Annotated in this window: 13 protein-coding genes; 10 read left to right on the top strand and 3 right to left on the bottom strand. The window is 69.9% G+C overall.

Annotated elements, in window-relative coordinates; translation table 11 throughout:
• The first annotated feature begins 528 nt into the window (after window positions 1-528).
• The 3 genes from ACT3UL_RS12420 to ACT3UL_RS12410 all read left to right on the top strand — a co-directional run bounded on the left by ACT3UL_RS12420 (window position 529) and on the right by ACT3UL_RS12410 (window position 3,732).
• On the top strand, window positions 529-1,746 hold the full coding sequence (locus ACT3UL_RS12420; RefSeq protein WP_444578554.1) for an ABC transporter substrate-binding protein: 1,218 nt from the start codon (window positions 529-531) through the stop codon (window positions 1,744-1,746).
• Window positions 1,747-1,817: 71 nt separating this feature from the next.
• Complete coding sequence (locus ACT3UL_RS12415) at window positions 1,818-2,798, top strand: carbohydrate ABC transporter permease (protein WP_444578553.1); 981 nt, start codon at window positions 1,818-1,820, stop codon at window positions 2,796-2,798.
• A gap of 49 nt (window positions 2,799-2,847) precedes the next feature.
• Window positions 2,848-3,732 carry a carbohydrate ABC transporter permease gene (locus ACT3UL_RS12410; protein ID WP_444578551.1) on the top strand — a complete coding sequence of 295 codons (885 nt, stop codon included), beginning with the start codon at window positions 2,848-2,850 and terminating at the stop codon, window positions 3,730-3,732.
• Window positions 3,733-3,940: 208 nt separating this feature from the next.
• Here ACT3UL_RS12410 and ACT3UL_RS12405 read toward each other — a convergent pair whose 3' ends face one another.
• Window positions 3,941-6,232 carry an NAD(+) synthase gene (locus tag ACT3UL_RS12405; RefSeq protein ID WP_444578549.1) on the bottom strand — a complete coding sequence of 764 codons (2,292 nt, stop codon included), beginning with the start codon at window positions 6,230-6,232 and terminating at the stop codon, window positions 3,941-3,943.
• 116 nt (window positions 6,233-6,348) lie between these two features.
• On the opposite strand from ACT3UL_RS12405, the gene ACT3UL_RS12400 reads away from it, so the two are divergent.
• The 5 genes from ACT3UL_RS12400 to ACT3UL_RS12380 all read left to right on the top strand — a co-directional run bounded on the left by ACT3UL_RS12400 (window position 6,349) and on the right by ACT3UL_RS12380 (window position 12,265).
• Window positions 6,349-7,212: a carbohydrate ABC transporter permease gene (locus ACT3UL_RS12400; RefSeq protein ID WP_343921956.1), complete on the top strand. Its 864-nt coding sequence runs from the start codon at window positions 6,349-6,351 to the stop codon at window positions 7,210-7,212.
• A 13-nt stretch (window positions 7,213-7,225) separates the two neighbouring features.
• Window positions 7,226-8,128, top strand: a complete 903-nt coding sequence (locus tag ACT3UL_RS12395; protein ID WP_444578547.1) for a carbohydrate ABC transporter permease — start codon at window positions 7,226-7,228, stop codon at window positions 8,126-8,128.
• Between the two features lie 186 nt (window positions 8,129-8,314).
• Window positions 8,315-9,664, top strand: a complete 1,350-nt coding sequence (locus ACT3UL_RS12390) for an extracellular solute-binding protein (RefSeq protein ID WP_444578545.1) — start codon at window positions 8,315-8,317, stop codon at window positions 9,662-9,664.
• A 436-nt stretch (window positions 9,665-10,100) separates the two neighbouring features.
• On the top strand, window positions 10,101-11,177 hold the full coding sequence (locus tag ACT3UL_RS12385) for an ABC transporter ATP-binding protein (RefSeq protein ID WP_444578544.1): 1,077 nt from the start codon (window positions 10,101-10,103) through the stop codon (window positions 11,175-11,177).
• Window positions 11,177-12,265 carry an ABC transporter permease gene (locus ACT3UL_RS12380; RefSeq protein WP_444578542.1) on the top strand — a complete coding sequence of 363 codons (1,089 nt, stop codon included), beginning with the start codon at window positions 11,177-11,179 and terminating at the stop codon, window positions 12,263-12,265. Before ACT3UL_RS12385 ends, ACT3UL_RS12380 begins: the two co-directional genes overlap by 1 nt.
• 116 nt (window positions 12,266-12,381) lie before the next feature.
• On the opposite strand, the gene ACT3UL_RS12375 is transcribed toward ACT3UL_RS12380, so the two are convergent.
• Window positions 12,382-14,115 carry a hypothetical protein gene (locus ACT3UL_RS12375; RefSeq protein ID WP_444578541.1) on the bottom strand — a complete coding sequence of 578 codons (1,734 nt, stop codon included), beginning with the start codon at window positions 14,113-14,115 and terminating at the stop codon, window positions 12,382-12,384.
• A 19-nt stretch (window positions 14,116-14,134) separates the two neighbouring features.
• The gene (gene recR, locus ACT3UL_RS12370; protein ID WP_193119164.1) at window positions 14,135-14,728 is read right to left on the bottom strand and encodes a recombination mediator RecR; all 594 of its coding nucleotides are present in this window, start codon (window positions 14,726-14,728) and stop codon (window positions 14,135-14,137) included.
• A 170-nt stretch (window positions 14,729-14,898) separates the two neighbouring features.
• Here recR and ACT3UL_RS12365 point away from each other — a divergent pair, with 170 nt between their 5' ends.
• Together ACT3UL_RS12365 and ACT3UL_RS12360 are read left to right on the top strand one after the other, a co-directional pair.
• Window positions 14,899-16,233: a glycoside hydrolase family 125 protein gene (locus tag ACT3UL_RS12365; RefSeq protein WP_444578540.1), complete on the top strand. Its 1,335-nt coding sequence runs from the start codon at window positions 14,899-14,901 to the stop codon at window positions 16,231-16,233.
• A gap of 209 nt (window positions 16,234-16,442) precedes the next feature.
• Window positions 16,443-16,973, top strand: coding sequence for a transcriptional regulator (locus ACT3UL_RS12360; RefSeq protein WP_193119162.1), 531 nt, complete (start codon window positions 16,443-16,445; stop codon window positions 16,971-16,973).
• Window positions 16,974-17,020: the final 47 nt, after the last annotated feature.

Genomic DNA, 17,020 nt, shown 5'->3' with positions numbered 1-17,020 from the left:
CTCAGTTGAGCAATATTCAGCGATCACATGAGTGCACGGCACCGTTGCCGAGGCACACCATCCCAGCGGGCCACTGTCGACCCCTCCTGAGACAGCCCCCGGACACCCGGGACAGCTCAGGACCAGCCCTGAGCAGTTCAGGGTCACGCAGGACCCGCCGGACCCACCGTTCTACAGCGGCCACGACGCGAGCCCCTCCCCATCTCAGGGCCCGTCCAGCCTCAGCCGTTCAGAGGAGAACAGCGCATGGGACACCTCCGACCACGACCACCCCGCGCGGCACGACAGGCCCGACCCGGAAGCCCGCCTCGGCCCCCGGACCCCGCCACGACCGCGCCCGCACTCACGCCCACACCTGCACCTGCACCTGCACCTGCACCTGCACCTGCAGGAATACGCCCCAGCCGTCGCACTGTCCTGGGCGCCGGCCTCACCGCCGGGCTCGGTGCCACAGCCCTGGCCAGTTGCGGCTCCGGCTCCGGCGGCGGCAAGGAGTCGATCGTCGTCGCGATCGTCTCGAACCCGCAGATGCAGGATGCCATCAGCCTCATCGACGACTTCACGCAGAAGCACCCCGACATCGATGTGCAGTTCGTGTCCCTGCCCGAGAACGAGGCGCGCGCGAAGATCACCGCGTCGGTCGCCTCCGGCGGCGGCGAGTTCGACGTCGTGATGATCTCCAACTACGAGACCCCGCTGTGGGCGCCCAACGGCTGGCTCACCGACCTCGAGCCCTACATCGCGAAGACCGACGGCTACGCGCCGGACGACTTCGTGCCCACCATCAAGGACGCGCTCACCGTGGACGGCTCCATGTACTCGGTGCCCTTCTACGGCGAGAGCGCGTTCCTCGTGTACCGCCAGGACCTGTTCGACGAGGCGGGTCTGACGATGCCGGAGCACCCCAGCTGGGACGACGTGCGCGACTTCGCCTCGACCCTGCACGACCCCGACGCCGGCATGAGCGGCATCGCGCTGCGCGGTCTGGCCGGCTGGGGCGAGAACCTCGCGCCGATGAGCACGGTCATCAACACCTTCGGCGGCTGCTGGTTCAACATGGACTGGGCCCCGCAGCTGAGCTCACCCGAGGTGTACGACGCGGTCTCGATGTACGTGGACACGCTGCGCTCCTACGGGCAGCCCGGCGCCGCCACCTCCGGCTTCGGCGAGTGCCTCACCCGGTTCAGCCAGGGCAACGCCGCCATGTGGTTCGACGCCTCCTCCATGGTCTCCGGCGTGGAGAACCCCGATTCCTCCACCGTGGTCGGCAAGACCGGCTACGCCCTGGGGCCGACGCTCGAGACGCCCTACGCCGGCTGGCTGTACTCCTGGGCTCTCGCGATCCCCGAGACCAGTCAGAAGAAGGACGCGGCCTGGGAGTTCATCGCCTGGATGACCCATCCCGACTACTTCCAGCTCGTGGGCAACGAGGTGGGCTGGGAGGCGCTGCCACCCGGCTCCCGCCTATCCACGTACGAGATCCCCGAGTACGCGGAGCTCTCGAAGAACTACGCGAAGCCCACGCTCGACTCGATGGAGAACTCGACGCAGGAGAACTCGATGACCGTGGAGGTCCCGTACGACGGGCTCCAGAACGTGGTCATCCCCGAGTTCCAGGACCTCGGCACGCGCGTGGGCCAGCAGTTCTCCGCCGCGATCGCCGGGCAGAAGAGCGTCGACGACGCGCTGAAGCAGTCTCAAGGGTTCGCCGAATCGGTCGCCCGCACCTACGGCTGGGAGGGCTGAGCGATGCCGACCTCGCGACGACGAACCGAGAGCACCAAGAGCACCAGAACAGAGCGGGAGGAGAGGGACCGATGAGCACAGCCACTGACACTCCCGTCGGCCGCGGACCGGACGCACCGCGCACCTCGTCGGCCCAGAAGCCCCGCGACCGTGCCCCGCACGACGGCGACTACTCCAAGGCCGAGGCGTGGCGCCGTCGGCTCCCGCTGATGCCCGCGTTCCTGTTCGTGGTCGTCTGCACCCAGATCCCGTTCCTGCTGACGATCTGGTACTCGCTGCGCTCACGCAACCTGCTGCGCCCCGAGGGCGAGAAGTTCGTGGGACTGCGCAACTACCTCGACCTCTTCGTCGACTCCACGTTCCGCACCGCGGCACTGAACTCGATCCTGTTCACGCTGGGCTGCGTGGTCGTCTCGCTCCTGCTGGGGCTGGGCCTGGCGCTGCTGCTGGATCGGAAGTTCTTCGGGCGCGGCTTCATCCGCACCCTGCTGATCACGCCGTTCCTCATCATGCCGGTGGCCGGGGCGATGCTGTGGTCGATCTCGATGTTCGATCCGACGTACGGGCTGGTCAACTGGCTGATCGGCACCGTCGGGATCTCTCCGGTGGACTGGACGAGTCAGTTCCCGATGGTCTCGGTCATCATCGCGCTGGTGTGGCAGTGGACGCCGTTCATGATGCTGCTGCTCCTGGCGGGCCTGCAGTCCCAGACCGGCGACGTGCTCGAGGCCGCCTCGATGGACGGCGCCGGCCCGGGCAAGACCTTCGTGCACATCACCCTGCCCCACCTGCGGTTCTACCTCGAGCTGTCGGTGCTCCTGGGCGCGATCTACGTCGTGAACACCTTCGACCAGATCTACCTCATGACCGCGGGCGGCCCGGGTACCGCGAGCGCCAACCTGCCGTTCTACATCTACCAGCGCGCGTTCCTCGGCTTCGACATCGGGCAGTCCGCCGCGATGGGCGTGGTCACCGTGATCGCCACGATCGTGATCGCGACCTTCGCGCTGCGCCTGATCTTCACCAGCATCAACTCCAAGGAGCAGTCATGAGCATCCTTCGTCGACGACCCGTGAGGACAGACCGGAAGGGGACGGAGTCATGAGCACCTCCACCGCTGATGCCCCGCGCCTGACGCGCCCCGCTGCACCGATCCGCCCGCGCCGACCCAAGGGCAGGACCGGCGGAATCCTGCTGACCATCCTGGCCTGGGCGGCCGGTCTGATCTTCTTCGCCCCGGTGGCGTGGATGGTGCTGACCAGCTTCAAGCAGGAGAGCCAGGCGGCCTCGAACCCGCCCACCTTCTTGTTCACGCCCACGCTGGACCAGTACGCCTCGATCATCGGCTCCTCCGGGGCGGGTTCGTACCTGCTGAACTCGATGATCGCGACCGTCGGCTCGACGCTGCTCGTGCTGGTGCTCGCGGTGCCCGCCGCCTACGCGGTGAGCATCCGGCCGGTGAAGCGCACGCAGGACTTCCTGTTCTTCTTCATCTCCACGAAGATGCTGCCGGTGGTCGCGGTGATCATGCCGATCTACGTGATCGCGGGCCAGATCCGGATGCTCGACAACATCTTCACCCTCATCGTGCTGTACACGGCGATGAACCTCCCGATCGCGGTGTGGATGATGCGCTCGTTCTTCCTCGAGGTGCCCGGTGAGGTGCTCGAGGCGGCGTCGATCGACGGGGCCTCGCTGCTGCGCACCATGCGCACGGTGCTGCTGCCGATGGTCGCGCCGGGCGTCGCCGCCACCGCCCTGATCTGCGTGATCTTCGCGTGGAACGAGTTCTTCTTCGCTCTGAACCTCACCGCCGCGAACGCCGCGACCGTGCCGATCTTCCTCATGTCGACCATGACCTCGGAGGGCCTGTTCCTCGCACGGCTCGCCGCCGCCTCGGTGCTGGCCTCGCTGCCCGTGGTCCTGGCCGGCTGGATCGCCCAGAAGCAGCTCGTGCGCGGTCTGTCCATGGGCGCGGTGAAGTAAGCGGCGAGCGGGCCGCGCACCCTGTCGTCAGCGGCAGAACTCAGCGCCAGAACTCAGCGCCAGCGGGGCAAAGTTGGGGGAATAGCCAGTCCATTCCCCCAACTTTGCCCCGCTGACGTCGATGGGTCGCCGACGTCGCTGGGTCGCCGACGTCGCTGGGTTGCTGACGTCGCTGGGGTTGCTGACGTCGCTGGGGCCGATGGGCGCGTCAGTCTCCGGGGACCTCGTTCTCGAGCTCGGCCATCCAGGCCTTGCTCGTCGCGTCCGAGGGCATCCGCCAGTCGCCGCGCGGGGAGAGAGAGCCGCCGGCCAGCACCTTCGGGGCGTTCGGGGCGGCGGAGCGCTTGAACTGGTTGGAGAAGAAGCGGCGCGTGAACACGCTCAGCCAGTGCTTGATCTCGACCCGCGTGTAGGAGCGCTTGTCACCCTCGGAGTATCCGGCGGGCCACTCCCCCGCGTCGAGATCGCCCCAGGCCTGGTGGGCGAGGTAGGCGATCTTGGCGGGACCGTAGCCGCGGCGCAGCTGGTGGTAGAGCGTGAAGTCGTGCAGCGCGTAGGGCCCGATCGAGTCCTCGGTGGACTGCGCCTTCTCCCCGGGCTTGGTGGGGATCAGCTCCGGGGAGATCTCGGTGTCGAGCACGGCCTGCAGCAGGTCACCGGTCGCCTCGTCGAACAGCCCCTCGGCGATGACCCAGCGGATCAGGTGCTGGATCAGCGTCTTGGGGACGCCGGCGTTGACCCCGTAGTGGGACATCTGGTCGCCCACGCCGTAGGTGCACCAGCCCAGCGCCAGCTCGGAGAGGTCACCGGTGCCCACCACGATGCCGCCGTGATGGTTCGCGAGGCGGAACAGGTAGTCGTAGCGCATGCCGGCCTGCACGTTCTCGAAGGTCACGTCATAGACCTCCTCGCCGCTGCCGGCGGGGTGCCCCATGTCCTTCAGCATCTGGGTCGAGGCCGGACGGATGTCGATCGTCTCGAAGCTCGCCCCGATCGCCCGCGAGAGCAACTCGGCGTTGGAACGAGTGTGCTCGGTGGTCGCGAAGCCGGGCATCGTGTGGGCGAGGATCTCGGAGCGGTCGCGGCCCAGCTGATCCATCGCCCGCGCGCAGACCAGCAGCGCATGCGTGGAATCGAGCCCGCCGGAGACCCCGAGCACGGGGCGCGTACCGCCGGGCTTGTCGCCGCCGATCGCGCTCAGCCGACGCACCAACCCCGCGACCTGGATGGAGAACGCCTCGTAGCTGTCCTGCGCGAGGCGGGCCGGATCGTCGGGCACGAAGGGGAAGCGGTGCAGCGGCCGGCGCAGCGCTCCGGTGGCAGGGTGAGGGCGCTCGAAAGCTTCGCTCACCTCGCCGCGGACGTCGCCGCCGCTGCCCGAGACGGCTCCACCGTGGAACGTCGCGCCGGACAGCGGTGCATGGGCGAACCAGCCCACGCTCCTGCCCTGCTCCTCGCCGTCTCCCTCGTCGCAGTCCTCGAACTCCTCGAAGTCCTCGCCGAAGGGCCCGAAGAGCCACGCCTCGTGCCAGGTCGAGAACTTCTCGAGCGACTCGGCGTGGGTGCGACGGTTGTCGTCGACCGTGTTCTGGCGGCGACGCTCGGCGACGATCCGGTCGAGGTCCACGTCGACGATCGTGGCGCGCGGGCCCTGCGGGAAGCGCTCGGACTCCCCCAGCAGGTCGCCGCACTCGTACACGAAGGTCTGCCCGTCCCACGCGAGGTCCGTGGTGGACTCCCCCTCGCCGGCGGCGGCGTAGATGTACGCGGCCTGGCAGCGGGCCGACGCGGAGCGCGCGAGCAGTGTGCGATCCTCCGCGCGGCCGACGGTGATCGGCGAGCCCGACAGGTTCGCGATCACGGTCGCGCCGGCGAGCGCGGCTTCGGCCGACGGCGGCACCGGCACCCACATGTCCTCGCAGATCTCCACGAACAGGCGCAGTCCGGGCACGTCCTGGACCGTGATGATCGAGTGCGGGGTGAGCTCGTGGTCCTCGCCGGCGATCCGCACGAGCTCCCCGTCGGCGTCGTCCCCGGGGGCGAACCAGCGGCGCTCGTAGAACTCGCGATAGGTGGGGAGGTTCTGCTTCGGGGCGATGCCGAGGATCTCGCCGTGGTGGATGATCACGGCGCAGTTGAAGATCCGGGAGCGGTCGCGGGCGCGCAGCGGGGCGCCGACCACGATGATCGGCAGCAGCTCGCGGCTCGCCTCGACCAGCGTGGCGATGGCCTGCTCGGCGGCATCCAGCAGCGGCTCCTGCATGACCAGGTCGTCCAGCGAGTACCCGGTCAGGGACAGCTCCGGGAACACGGCGAGGCCCACCTGCTGGTCGTGCAGGTCGCGCAGCTGCTCGAGGTGGCGCTCGGCGTTGGTGGCGGGGTCGGCGAGCGCGACCGGGAGGGTCACCGCGGCCACGCGCACGAAGCCGTGGTCGTAGATGCTGGCGTGGGGGTCGGTGACCGGCGCGTCGGCGCCTGCGGGATCCGTCGCTGAGCTCATGTGCCGAGCGTAATCGAGCAGCGGGCCCGGCATCGGCCGGATCCGCCGCTCGTGCCCCAACTGCTATACCGTGACCTGGTGAATCCTCACCAGTCCGCGCCTCGAGGGGAGAGCCGATGAACGCCCGTCGGCCCCTGCTGGGATGGCTGCTGATCGCGCCCAGCCTGATCGGCGTGACCGCCTTCCTGATCCTGCCGGTGCTGCTCGCCTTCGTGGTCTCCCTGTTCCGCTGGGACCTGCTGGGCACGCGCGACTTCATCGGCCTGGACAACTACGCCTCCCTGCTGGCGGACGGGGCGCTGCTGAACTCCCTGATCGTCACCGCCCTGTTCACGCTGATCTCGGTGCCGGTCTCCCTCGCTCTCGGCCTCGCACTCGCCTCGCAGCTGGTGCGGGCGCTGCCGGGCTCGGCGATCGTGCGGGTGATCGTGGTGATCCCGTGGGTGTGCGCGCCGCTCGCCCTCGGCGTGGTGTGGAAGTGGATCTTCCAGCCGTCTGTCGGGGCGCTGAACCAGATCCTCGGGGTGCGCATCGAATGGCTGACCGACCCGAGCCTGGCGCTGCCCGCGGTGGCGTTCGTGGCGATCTGGCAGAACGTCGGCTACATCTCGCTGTTCTTCCAGGCGGGCCTGTCCCGGATCCCCGGCTCGATCTACGAGGCGGCGCGGATCGACGGCGCGGGTCCCTGGCGGACCATGCGGTACATGACGATCCCGCTGCTGCGGCCGACGACGTTCTTCCTCGCCGTCACGCAGGTGGTGGCGAGCTTCCAGGTGTTCGACATGGTCTTCGCGCTCACCGGCGGCGGGCCCCAGCACCGCACCGAGGTGATCGCCTCGCTGGTCTACCACGAGGCGTTCACCTCCTCGAGCCTGGGCCGCGCGAGCGCCGTCGCGGTGATCCTGTTCGTGCTGCTGGTGGTCATCACGCTGATCCAGCAGCGCTACTTCGCCCGCCGCATCACCTACGACATGAGCTGAGAGGAGGACGACGATGACCACCCCCGACACCCCCACCGAATCCGCCACCCCCGCACGGCCCCGTCGGCCCCGCAGCACCGGCTCGATGCAGGCGCGCACGCTCGCGGGCTACGCCGGCACCTACGTGGTGCTCGCCGTGGCCGCCGTGCTCACCCTGGGGCCGTTCCTGTTCTCCGTGATGACGGCGTTCACCTCGAGCACGCAGTTCGCCCAGGAAGGGCCGCTCGCGATCCCCGCGCCGCCGGTGATCGACAACATCATCGAGCTGTTCACCTCGGCGGACGGCTTCGTGACCCCGGTGGCGGTGACCGTGCAGATGGTCGCCGTGATCCTGGTGGGGCAGATGGTGTTCTCGGTGCTCGCCGCCTATGCCTTCGCCCAGCTCCGCTTCCCCGGCCGTGACCTGCTGTTCTGGGTGTACGTCGCGACGCTGATGGTGCCGCAGGTGGTCGTGGTGGTGCCGCTGTACCTGATGATGAGCGAGATGGGCCTGCGCAACACCTTCTGGGCGCTGATCTTCCCGTTCGTGCTCGGCTCCCCCTACGCGATCTTCCTGCTGCGGGAGAACTTCCGCGGCGTGCCCAGCGAGCTGATGGACGCGATGCGGATCGACGGCGCCGGCACCCTGCGCCTGCTGTGGCACCTGGTGGTGCCGCTGAACCGGCCGATCATCGTCACCCTCGTGCTGATCACCGTGGTCACCCACTGGAACAACTTCATGTGGCCGATGGTGATCACGTCGGGCCCCGAGTGGCGCGTGATCACCGTGGCGACCTCCGCGCTGCAGTCGCAGTACAACAACAACTGGACCCTGGTGATGGCCGGCACCACCCTCGCGATGCTGCCGCTGGTCCTGCTGATGATCGTGTTCCAGAAGCAGATCACCAGCTCCGTGGGCGACACGACGATGCGCTGAGCCACCGCCGAGCTGCCGTCGAGCGACCTCCGCTGAGCAGCCGCTGCCGGCCTGCCGCGGCGGGCCTGCTCGGGCTGCACGCCGCGCCGAGTCTCGATTCGACGACATCCCCTCCGGTCCCCGCACCGGAGCGGCACAATGGAGCCATCACCTGCGCCGCGTCCGCGGCCCTCGGAAGGACACCCCATGCTGAAGCGCCGTACCCTGCTCTCCTCCTTCGCCGCGGCCGGCCTGCTCGGCACCGCGGCCGCCTGCTCCCCCTCGAGCGATGGCGGGGGCGACGGCGGCTCCGGCGGCTCGGACGGCGGGGGCAGCAAGGGCACACTGACGTTCCGCCTCTGGGACGAGAACGCCGTGCCCGCCTACGAGGAGTCCTTCAAGGCCTTCACCGCGGACAGCGGCTGGGGCGTGAAGATCGACCTCGTGCCCTGGGCCGACTACTGGACCCGCCTTCCGCTCGACGTGGCCAGCGGCGATGCGGCCGACGTGTACTGGATGAACTCCGCGAACTACGTCCTGTACAAGGACTCCGAGGACCTCCTGGACATCAACAAGGTCGTGCCCGACGGCGCCGCGCAGTGGGAGAAGAGCGTCGTGGACCTCTACACGCGAGACGGCGGCCTCTGGGGCGTGCCGCAGATCTGGGACTCCATCGCCGTGTTCTACAACAAGGCCCTGGTCGAGAAGGCCGGCGTGGACCCGTCGGCCCTGGCCTTCGACCCGACCGCCGACACGGACGAGCTGCGCGACGCCGGGAAGGCTCTCACGCTCGACAAGGCCGGCAAGCACCCGGGCGAGGACGGCTTCGACGCGGACTCCCGCGAGCAGTTCGGCTTCAACTCGCAGGCCGATCGGCAGGCGATCATCGGCCCGATGCTGGCTTCCAACGGTGCGCAGTGGCAGGACGAGAACGAGTACACCTTCGCCTCCCCCGAGGGCATCGAGGCGTTCCAGTACATGGCCGACCTGGTCAACGTCGCGCAGATCGCCCCGAGCGCGGCGGACACCAACGAGAACGGCGACTTCACCAAGGACCTGTTCATCCAGGGCAAGCTCGGCCTGTTCCAGTCCGGACCGTACAACCTCTCGGCGATCGCCGACGGCGTGGCCGACTCCTTCGAATGGGCGCTCGCCGCGCCGGTCGCCGGCCCCGAGGGCGCGAAGTCGCTCGTGCACGGCGTGGTCGCGGTGGGCAACGCGAAGGCCGACGACGACCAGCAGGAGGGCATCACCGCCCTGCTGACCTGGCTGGGCAGCCTCGACGGTCAGCTGCCGCTGGCCGAGAAGGGCGTCTCCTTCCCCGCCCACGTCGACGCGCAGGACGCCTTCCTCGCCTTCTGGAAGGACAAGGGCATCGACGTGAGCGTGTTCGTCGATGCCGCGAAGAATGCCGCCGAGGCGGACATCGGAGCCCGCGCGAACGCCGGCCTCACCGTCGCGATCCCGATCTTCCAGGAGGTCTTCATCGGCCGCCTCACCGCCGAAGAAGGCATCCCGCAGGCGCAGGACGAGGGCAACAAGGCCATGTCCGAGTGAGCAGTCCCGACTGAGCGGTCCCGACTGACACCATGCCTCGGGGTGGGGCTCGCCGGTAGCGGCAGGCCCCACCCCGGTGCTCTGCCGGATGGCTGGTCGCTCGGCCCAGCGCCTCGTCGCCGTCGCCACCTCTTCACGATGTCCCCACGATTCGTATCCGGAACGTGCCCCTGGAATCGTTCTCCGTGCAGGTCACCCCATGGCACGCTGTGCTCATGACGCAGAAAGCGTCCCCGGCCGGGGGAACAGCCGGGTTCCATAGGGGGAAGCACAGATGGACAGATACGACTACGACTCGACGCAGCAGTCGCCGTCCGGCTCGGGGGAGCCGAACGACAGGCCGGGTCCCGACAGCGCCTTCACGGCCCCGGGTCCGGGCGGCCCGAGCCATCCGAGTGCCCAGAGCCAGCCGGTAGCCCAGAGCCAGCCAGACGCGATGGGCCAGCCGGGTGGGCTGAACCAGCCAGGCAGCCAGAGCCAGCCATGCGCCCAGGGCCAGCCAAGCAGCCAGAGCCACCCGGGCGGCCAGAGCCACTCGGGCGGCCAGGTCCCCCCGCCGCAGCACGGCGCGGGCATCGTCTGCGAGCACGTCAGCCGCTCCTTCGGATCGGTGCACGCCGTGCGGGATCTGTCCTTCGTGGCGCCCCGCGGCAAGGTGACCGCGCTCGTGGGCCCCAACGGCTCGGGCAAGTCCACGCTGATGCTGATGCTCGCCTCGCTGCTCGCTCCGGATCAGGGACGGGTGCTGCTGCACGGCATCGACCCCTCCCAGGACTCGCCGGCGGTGCGCGCGATGGTGGGCTGGATGCCCGATCAGTTCGGGGCCTGGGACTCGCTGCGGGTGGCCGAGGTGCTCGAGGTGATGGGGCGGGCCTACTTCCTGCCCACCGCCCAGGTGCGCACCCGGGTCCAGGAGCTGCTGCAGCTCATGGACCTGGTGCCGCTGGCCCAGCAGCCCGCCCACGTGCTCTCCCGCGGCCAGAAGCAGCGCCTGGGCCTCGCCCGGGCCCTCGTGCACGGCCCGCAGATCCTGATCCTCGACGAGCCGGCCTCCGGTCTCGACCCGGCCTCCCGTCGGCGTCTGCTGAAGGTGGTGCGGCAGGTCGCCGAGAACGGCTCCACCGTGCTCGTCTCCAGTCACATCCTCACCGAGCTCGAGGAGATGGCCGATCACGTCGTGTTCCTCGACGGCGGTCATGTCGTCGACTCCAGCAGCGTGCGCGACCTCGCTGCGCGGCCACGGCCCTGGCGGGTCGAGTCGCTCGACGCGAGCTCCCTGTCCCGGGCCCTCGGCGATCTCGGGGTCCACCATCACGGGGTCGTGGATCCCGCGCACACCACCAGCGGCCATGCCGAGACGGTGGTCGATCTGCCCGACGAGGCCACCGCCGCCCGGCTCCTGGCGGACCTCACCGCGAAGGGCGCCGCCGTGGTCTCCTTCGGTCCGGCGACCGGCCGCCTCGAGGCCGCCTACCTGGCGACCGACGCCGCGAACCGTGAAGGAGCGCTCTGATGAGGAACGGCACCCTCTCCCTGCGACCCCGCGGACTGTGGCTGGTCACGTCCCTCGAGCTGCGGCAGCGGATCCGCTCGGTGCGCTGGTACGTCGCGCTCGGCGTGTGGACCCTCGTGCTGCTCGCGCTGGGTCTGCTCGCTCTGGTCCCCGCGATATACACCTCGCAGTGGGTCACGGTCGCGCCCGTCGCGCGGGTGATGTTCAGCCTGCAGATGATCCTCGTGCTGATCGCGATGCTGCTGGTCACGCCCGCACTGTCGGCCGGATCGATCAACGGCGACCGCACCGCCGGCACCCTCGCCACCTTGCAGGCGAGCCTGCTCAGCCCGGTCGAGATCGTGCTGGGCAAGCTGCTGGCGGGGATCCTCACCGGCCTGGCGTTCATGGTCCTGGCGATGCCGTCGGCCCTGCCGCTCGCCCTGCTCGGGCACGTCAGCGTGTTCTACCTGCTGCGGGTCGTGGTGATGATCTGCTTCCTGACGTTCTGCGTGACCGCGCTCGGCCTGGGCCTGTCCGCGATCACCCAGCGCCAGCTCGGGTCGGTCGTGCTCGCCTATGTGCTGGTGTTCGGCGTGACCATCGTGGGCCCCATCCTGTGGGGCGTCTCCGCCACGTTCCTCACCTCGGAGCGCGAGGTCACCGCCTATTACACCCAGTACGACTACGAGAACTCGGGCGAGAGCGACGTGTGCGTCGCCGAGACCACGACGCGGCCCGTGTGGCGGATGGACCTCGCCCAGCCCGTGATGTGGCCGAACCCGCTGATCATGCTGGCCGAGACGGCGCCCACGATCGACGTCGACGAGGACTGGGACCAGTTCGACGACGGCCGCACGCCCGACGCGCTGAGCATCATCAAGTTCGGGATGCGGGAGGTCTCGAGTCCGCCGCACCCCTCGGACTACAACAACTGCGACCCGGCCGACGAAAACTATCCGGACGATCTCGGGACGCCGCTGAGCATCCCGATGTGGCCGATGGGCATGGCGGCGTGGGGCATCGTCGCGCTCATCTCCCTGGCGGTGTCGGTGCTGAGGCTGGCGGTGCCGATCAAGCGCCTGGGCGCCGGGACGCGGATCGCCTGACCTGCGGGCGCTGCAGGCACTGCGGGCACAGCGGTATAGCGGGCACAGCGGGAGCGGAGGATTCAGCGCCCGCGGAGAGCGCCGTCGGCTCGGCGCCCGCAGAGGGCGCCGTCGGCTCAGCGCTCGCGCAGGCCGGTCATCGAATCCGGGATCCCATGGCGACCGCCCTGCCCGTCGGCCCCGTGCCGTCCGTCGGCCCCGTGCTGCCCGTCACCGGATCCGTCCCCGCGGGTGAACGGCGAGCCCTCGCCGCCGAAGTCCGGCAGCGTCCCGGCGGCGAGCTCCGCCTGCCGCACGGCGGTGTCCTTCGCCCCCGGGGCGCTGTCGTCGACCCAGAGCCGCTCCCCGGAGGCGTCGAGGTCGAAGATCGCCAGGGCATGGTCGCCGCCCTGCGCCTGCAGTCGCCGGCGCTGCTCGGCCCGCACCGCCGGATCCTCGGCACGCTGGGCGCGGGTGCCGATGTCGGGGGCGACCAGCGAGTACGGGGTCTCGCGCCGCATGTAGTCCCCGGCCGGTCCGTAGAGCACATCGCGCAGGCCCCGGCGCATCGCGGCCGACGCCCCGGCGCCCAGCAGCGGGATCAGCGTCAGACCGCCCACCACGATCCACACCCAGGCGAGCGCCGTGGCGGCGCCGAGCAGCGCGAGGACCACGGCGAACAGGACCAGTCCCAGCAGCGCCAGCGCGGCGCTGAACCAGCCGGTCAGCGCCACGACCAGCGACTCCCAGGGGTTCACCCGCTTCCGGTGCTCCCACGACGGGTAGGTGCGCTGGTCGATCACGGCGCTCCGCTGCCCCGCGGCGGCGAGCACGGCGAGACCGGGCGCGAACGCCATGGCGAGGGCCACGAGGGCGAGCACCGGAACGCCCACGGCGACCATCTGCCAGTGCAGCGCGGAGCGCACCTGGACCAGATCGCTCTGCAGGAGACCGTTGAAGGTGATGACCACGTCGGCGATCCCGAAGATGATCACGCCGAGGCCCGCGGCGGCAGGGGCCACCCAGGTCAGGGAGGCGCGGGTGATGAGGGCCAGCGAGGTCAGGGCGCCGCGCGGGGTCAGGGCGCGCCGGGCGGCGGCGGTGCCGGGGTTCGGGGGCAGGTGCCGACGGTCCTGTCCGAGCACCTGCGCGGCGGCGGCTCGCCGGGTCACGGGGTCACGGTCCAGGCGCCCGGTGGTCTCCAGGGCTGCGGCCGGTTCGATGCCCAGCACCGTCGGGGCGCTCACCGTGCGGCGCACCAGGATCCAGGCCAGCAGGAGTGCGCCGACGGCCAGGGTCCAGGCCATCAGCTGACCCGCGCCCAGTCCGCTCCAGGGCTGCGGGAGCCCGACGGCGACGCTGAGCGGCAGCGCCGCCACGGCGAGGACGCTCGGGCCCAGGAGGAAGGCGGTGATCCGCGTGGCGACGTCTGCTTGAAATCCGCGTTCGCTGAGGTGACGCCGGGGATCCATGCCCGCGATCGCGCTCGGCGCCAGTGCGGTGACGGCCAGGCTCACCACGGTGGCGAACAGCGGGAGCAGGAAGAACGCCGCCCAGAGGCCACCGCCGGTCAAGCCGAGCTGGGCGGTGGTGGCCCGCAGCATCGCCGGCTCCCCGAGGGAGACCAGGAGGGTGAGGAACCAGAACGTCGGCGACGCGCCGACGACATACAGGACCAGCAGCACGTACCAGAGGCCCAGGAGGAGCAGTCCCGGGGCCCAGGAGATCCGCAGCAGGCGGCGACGCAGCGCGGACTTCGAGTCGGCGATGATCTCTGCCGGGGGCACCAGGTGGGTCGCCTCGCGGGGCAGCTCGCGGGGAGCCGGCAGGTCGGTCAGCGGCGGCAGGGCCTGCGAGTACGGGGAAGTCATCGGGGCTCCAGCTCGACTCTCACACGGTGCGACGGCCCAGGAAGGCCCGGCCGAGGGTCATCTCGTCGGCGTAGTCGAGGTCGCCGCCGACGGGCAGGCCGGAGGCGAGACGGCTGACGGTGAGCTCGAGCGGTCCGAGCAGCCGAGAGAGGTAGGCGGCCGTGGCCTCGCCCTCGATGTTGGGGTCCAGGGCGAGGATGACCTCCTGGGTCTCCCCCGACCCCAGGCGGCTCATCAGCTGGGTGATGCGCAGATCGTTCGGGCCGACGCCACCGATCGGGTCGATCGCCCCGCCGAGCACGTGATAGCGGCCCTTGAACTCGCGGATCTTCTCGATCGCGACGATGTCCTTGGACTCCTCGACCACGCAGATGATCTCGCTGGTGCGACGGGGGTCCGCGCAGATCCTGCAGGTCTCGTCGGCCGAGACGTTCCCGCAGATCTCGCAGAAGCGCACGGTGTCCTTGACGGTCACCAGCACCTCGGCGAGCCGGCGCACAGAGGCGTCGTCGGCGTCCAGCAGATGGAATGCGATCCGCTGAGCCGACTTGGGGCCGATGCCCGGCAGCTTGCCGAGCTCGTCGATGAGGTCCTGGACGATGCCTTCGTACACGCCCTCAACTGTAGTTGCCCCGCCCGACCGAGGACGCCTCCCCCGACGTGCCTCCGAGCACGTCGCGTCGCGATTCGCGCCTGTCGGCGTCCGAACTGCGCACAATATGTCCATCGCCATGACATATTCGGTTACCCTGAGCCGACCAGCCGATCGCGATGAGGAGCCCCATGGTCCAGCTGCCCCCCTCCCTGCTCGACGCCGTGCACGAGCGGATCCTCAGCGGCCTGGGCGAATCCGCCCAGCGCGAGGAGATCGCCCATCGGGTGGTGACCTACCTGCGCAACACCGCCGAGACCACGGTGAATGTCGAGGAGGACGGCACCACCTTCGTGATCACCGGCGACATCCCGGCGATGTGGCTGCGGGACTCCGCCGCCCAGCTCACCCCGCTGCTGCGCCTGGTCATCGCCGGGGTCGGCACCGGGGAGGACCGCACCCAGCTGGTCGCCCTGCTGACCGGCCTGCTGCGCCGCCACTGGCAGTACATCGTCATCGATCCGTACGCCAACGCCTTCAACCGCACCGCGGATGCCTCCCAGTGGGACAGCGACGACACGGAGTTCGACAGCCCCTGGGCATGGGAGCGGAAGTTCGAGCTGGACTCCCTCTCCTACGGCCCGGATCTCGCCTGGCGGGTCTGGAAGGCCACCGGGGACACCACCTGGGCGACCGCGGAGTTCGTCGACGCCGCCCGCACGATCCTCGCCACCGTGCGCACCGAGCAGCACCACGAGGAGCGCTCCGAGTACTTCTTCCGCCGCGCGAACTGCACACCCCAGGACACCCTGGCGCGCGAGGGCCGCGGCTCGCTCACCGCGCCGAACGGCCTGGTCTGGGCCGGGTTCCGACCCAGCGACGACGCCTGCGAGCTGGGCTACAACATCCCTGGCAACCACTTCCTGGCGCTCTCCCTGGAGCGGCTGGGGGATCTGCTCGAGGAGGTCGCCGGCGAGGCGGAGGACGCCGCGGAGGCGCGCCGGCTCTCCTCCGAGATCCGCGAGGCGCTCCAGCAGCACGGTCTGATCGAGGGGGCCGACGGGACGCAGATCTGGGCGTACGAGGTCGACGGCCTGGGCCATCACGTGTTCCTCGATGACGCGAACGTGCCCAGCCTGCTGGGCCTGCCCTACCTGGACTGCGTCGCCGCCGACGACCCGACCTACCTCGCCACCCGCGCCGCGGTGCTCTCGCGGCAGAATCCGTACTACTACGCGGGGCTGTACCTCGAGGGCGTGGGGTCGCCGCACACCCCCACGGACCATGTGTGGCCGATCGGGAAGAACATCGAGGGACTCACCTCGGCCGATGATGCCGAGCGGCTGCGGATCCTCGAGCAGCTCATCCGCACCGACGGCGGTACGGGGATGATGCACGAGGGCGTGCACGTCGATGATCCGTCGACCTTCACGCGGGAGTGGTTCTCCTGGTCCAACTCCATGTTCTGCGAGCTGGCGCTGGATCTGGCCGGGGTGCACCGGGAGGTCGGCGCCGCCGCCCGGTGACGGGTCGACCCTAGCCTGCCGTCGGGCCCCGCGGCGGACCCTGGATGGCCGGCGCAGCTGCGGGATCTGGACGGCGGGCCCGCCAGCCGGACCTGCACGGCAAGTGCACAGCGACCGCACTGGTCAGACCCGGGCTGGAGGGGTACGGTCGAGCCCGGGCCGTCGCATCATGCACGGCCCGTTCGCGACTCTGAACAGGACTTTGCACGATGTCGTCGTTGCCGCATCCCTATGACTCCGCCGAGCCGGCCACCGCATGCCGGGTGACTGACGCCCCGGAGATACCCACTGCGGTGGTGTCCCAGCGTGACTTCCCGATGTACCAGATGTCGTCCTTGATGGACGGCACCTTCACTCACCTCAGCGCGGCCCTGGAGGACGCAGGGATCCACCCGATCGGGCCGGCTTTCGCGCTGCACCACCGGGCGCCGGTCTCGACCGCGGATGTCGAGGTCGGGTTCCCGGTCGACGCTCCCCTCACCGAGCCGATCACTCTGGCCAGCGGCTACGAGGTCATCGCCTCAGCGCTGCCTGCCGGGCGCGTGGCATGGGTCAGCCACGTGGGCGGGTACGGAGCGCTGGCGGAGAGCTGGGGTGCGTTCACCGAGGAGATCGGCGAGTCCGAGGAACAGATGACGTACCCGTTCTGGGAGTTCTACGTGACCCCGCCGACGCCCGGCACGAACCCCTCGTCCCTGCGCACGGATCTGTTCAGCCTGCTCGAGCCGCGCTCGGACTGATCCTTCGCGACCGACGGGCTGGTCCGTCGCTGCCCGCGTGCAGATCC

Origin of the sequence: Brachybacterium sp. 107 (genome assembly GCF_052379725.1) — a bacterium.
GTDB lineage: Bacteria > Actinomycetota > Actinomycetes > Actinomycetales > Dermabacteraceae > Brachybacterium.
The sequence above is the reverse complement of the archived record's forward strand: the minus strand, read 5'-3'. Positions and strand labels throughout refer to the sequence as shown.

Excerpts from the sequence above, each read along its gene's own strand:
- ACT3UL_RS12420 (WP_444578554.1), top strand. The coding sequence starts at position 529 with ATGCAGGATGCCATCAGCCTCATCGACGACTTCACGCAGAAGCACCCC.
- ACT3UL_RS12415 (WP_444578553.1), top strand. The coding sequence starts at position 1,818 with ATGAGCACAGCCACTGACACTCCCGTCGGCCGCGGACCGGACGCACCG.
- ACT3UL_RS12410 (WP_444578551.1), top strand. The coding sequence starts at position 2,848 with ATGAGCACCTCCACCGCTGATGCCCCGCGCCTGACGCGCCCCGCTGCA.
- ACT3UL_RS12405 (WP_444578549.1), bottom strand. The coding sequence starts at position 6,232 with ATGAGCTCAGCGACGGATCCCGCAGGCGCCGACGCGCCGGTCACCGAC.
- ACT3UL_RS12400 (WP_343921956.1), top strand. The coding sequence starts at position 6,349 with ATGAACGCCCGTCGGCCCCTGCTGGGATGGCTGCTGATCGCGCCCAGC.
- ACT3UL_RS12395 (WP_444578547.1), top strand. The coding sequence starts at position 7,226 with ATGACCACCCCCGACACCCCCACCGAATCCGCCACCCCCGCACGGCCC.
- ACT3UL_RS12390 (WP_444578545.1), top strand. The coding sequence starts at position 8,315 with ATGCTGAAGCGCCGTACCCTGCTCTCCTCCTTCGCCGCGGCCGGCCTG.
- ACT3UL_RS12385 (WP_444578544.1), top strand. The coding sequence starts at position 10,101 with ATGGGCCAGCCGGGTGGGCTGAACCAGCCAGGCAGCCAGAGCCAGCCA.
- ACT3UL_RS12380 (WP_444578542.1), top strand. The coding sequence starts at position 11,177 with ATGAGGAACGGCACCCTCTCCCTGCGACCCCGCGGACTGTGGCTGGTC.
- ACT3UL_RS12375 (WP_444578541.1), bottom strand. The coding sequence starts at position 14,115 with ATGACTTCCCCGTACTCGCAGGCCCTGCCGCCGCTGACCGACCTGCCG.
- ACT3UL_RS12365 (WP_444578540.1), top strand. The coding sequence starts at position 14,899 with ATGGTCCAGCTGCCCCCCTCCCTGCTCGACGCCGTGCACGAGCGGATC.
- ACT3UL_RS12360 (WP_193119162.1), top strand. The coding sequence starts at position 16,443 with ATGTCGTCGTTGCCGCATCCCTATGACTCCGCCGAGCCGGCCACCGCA.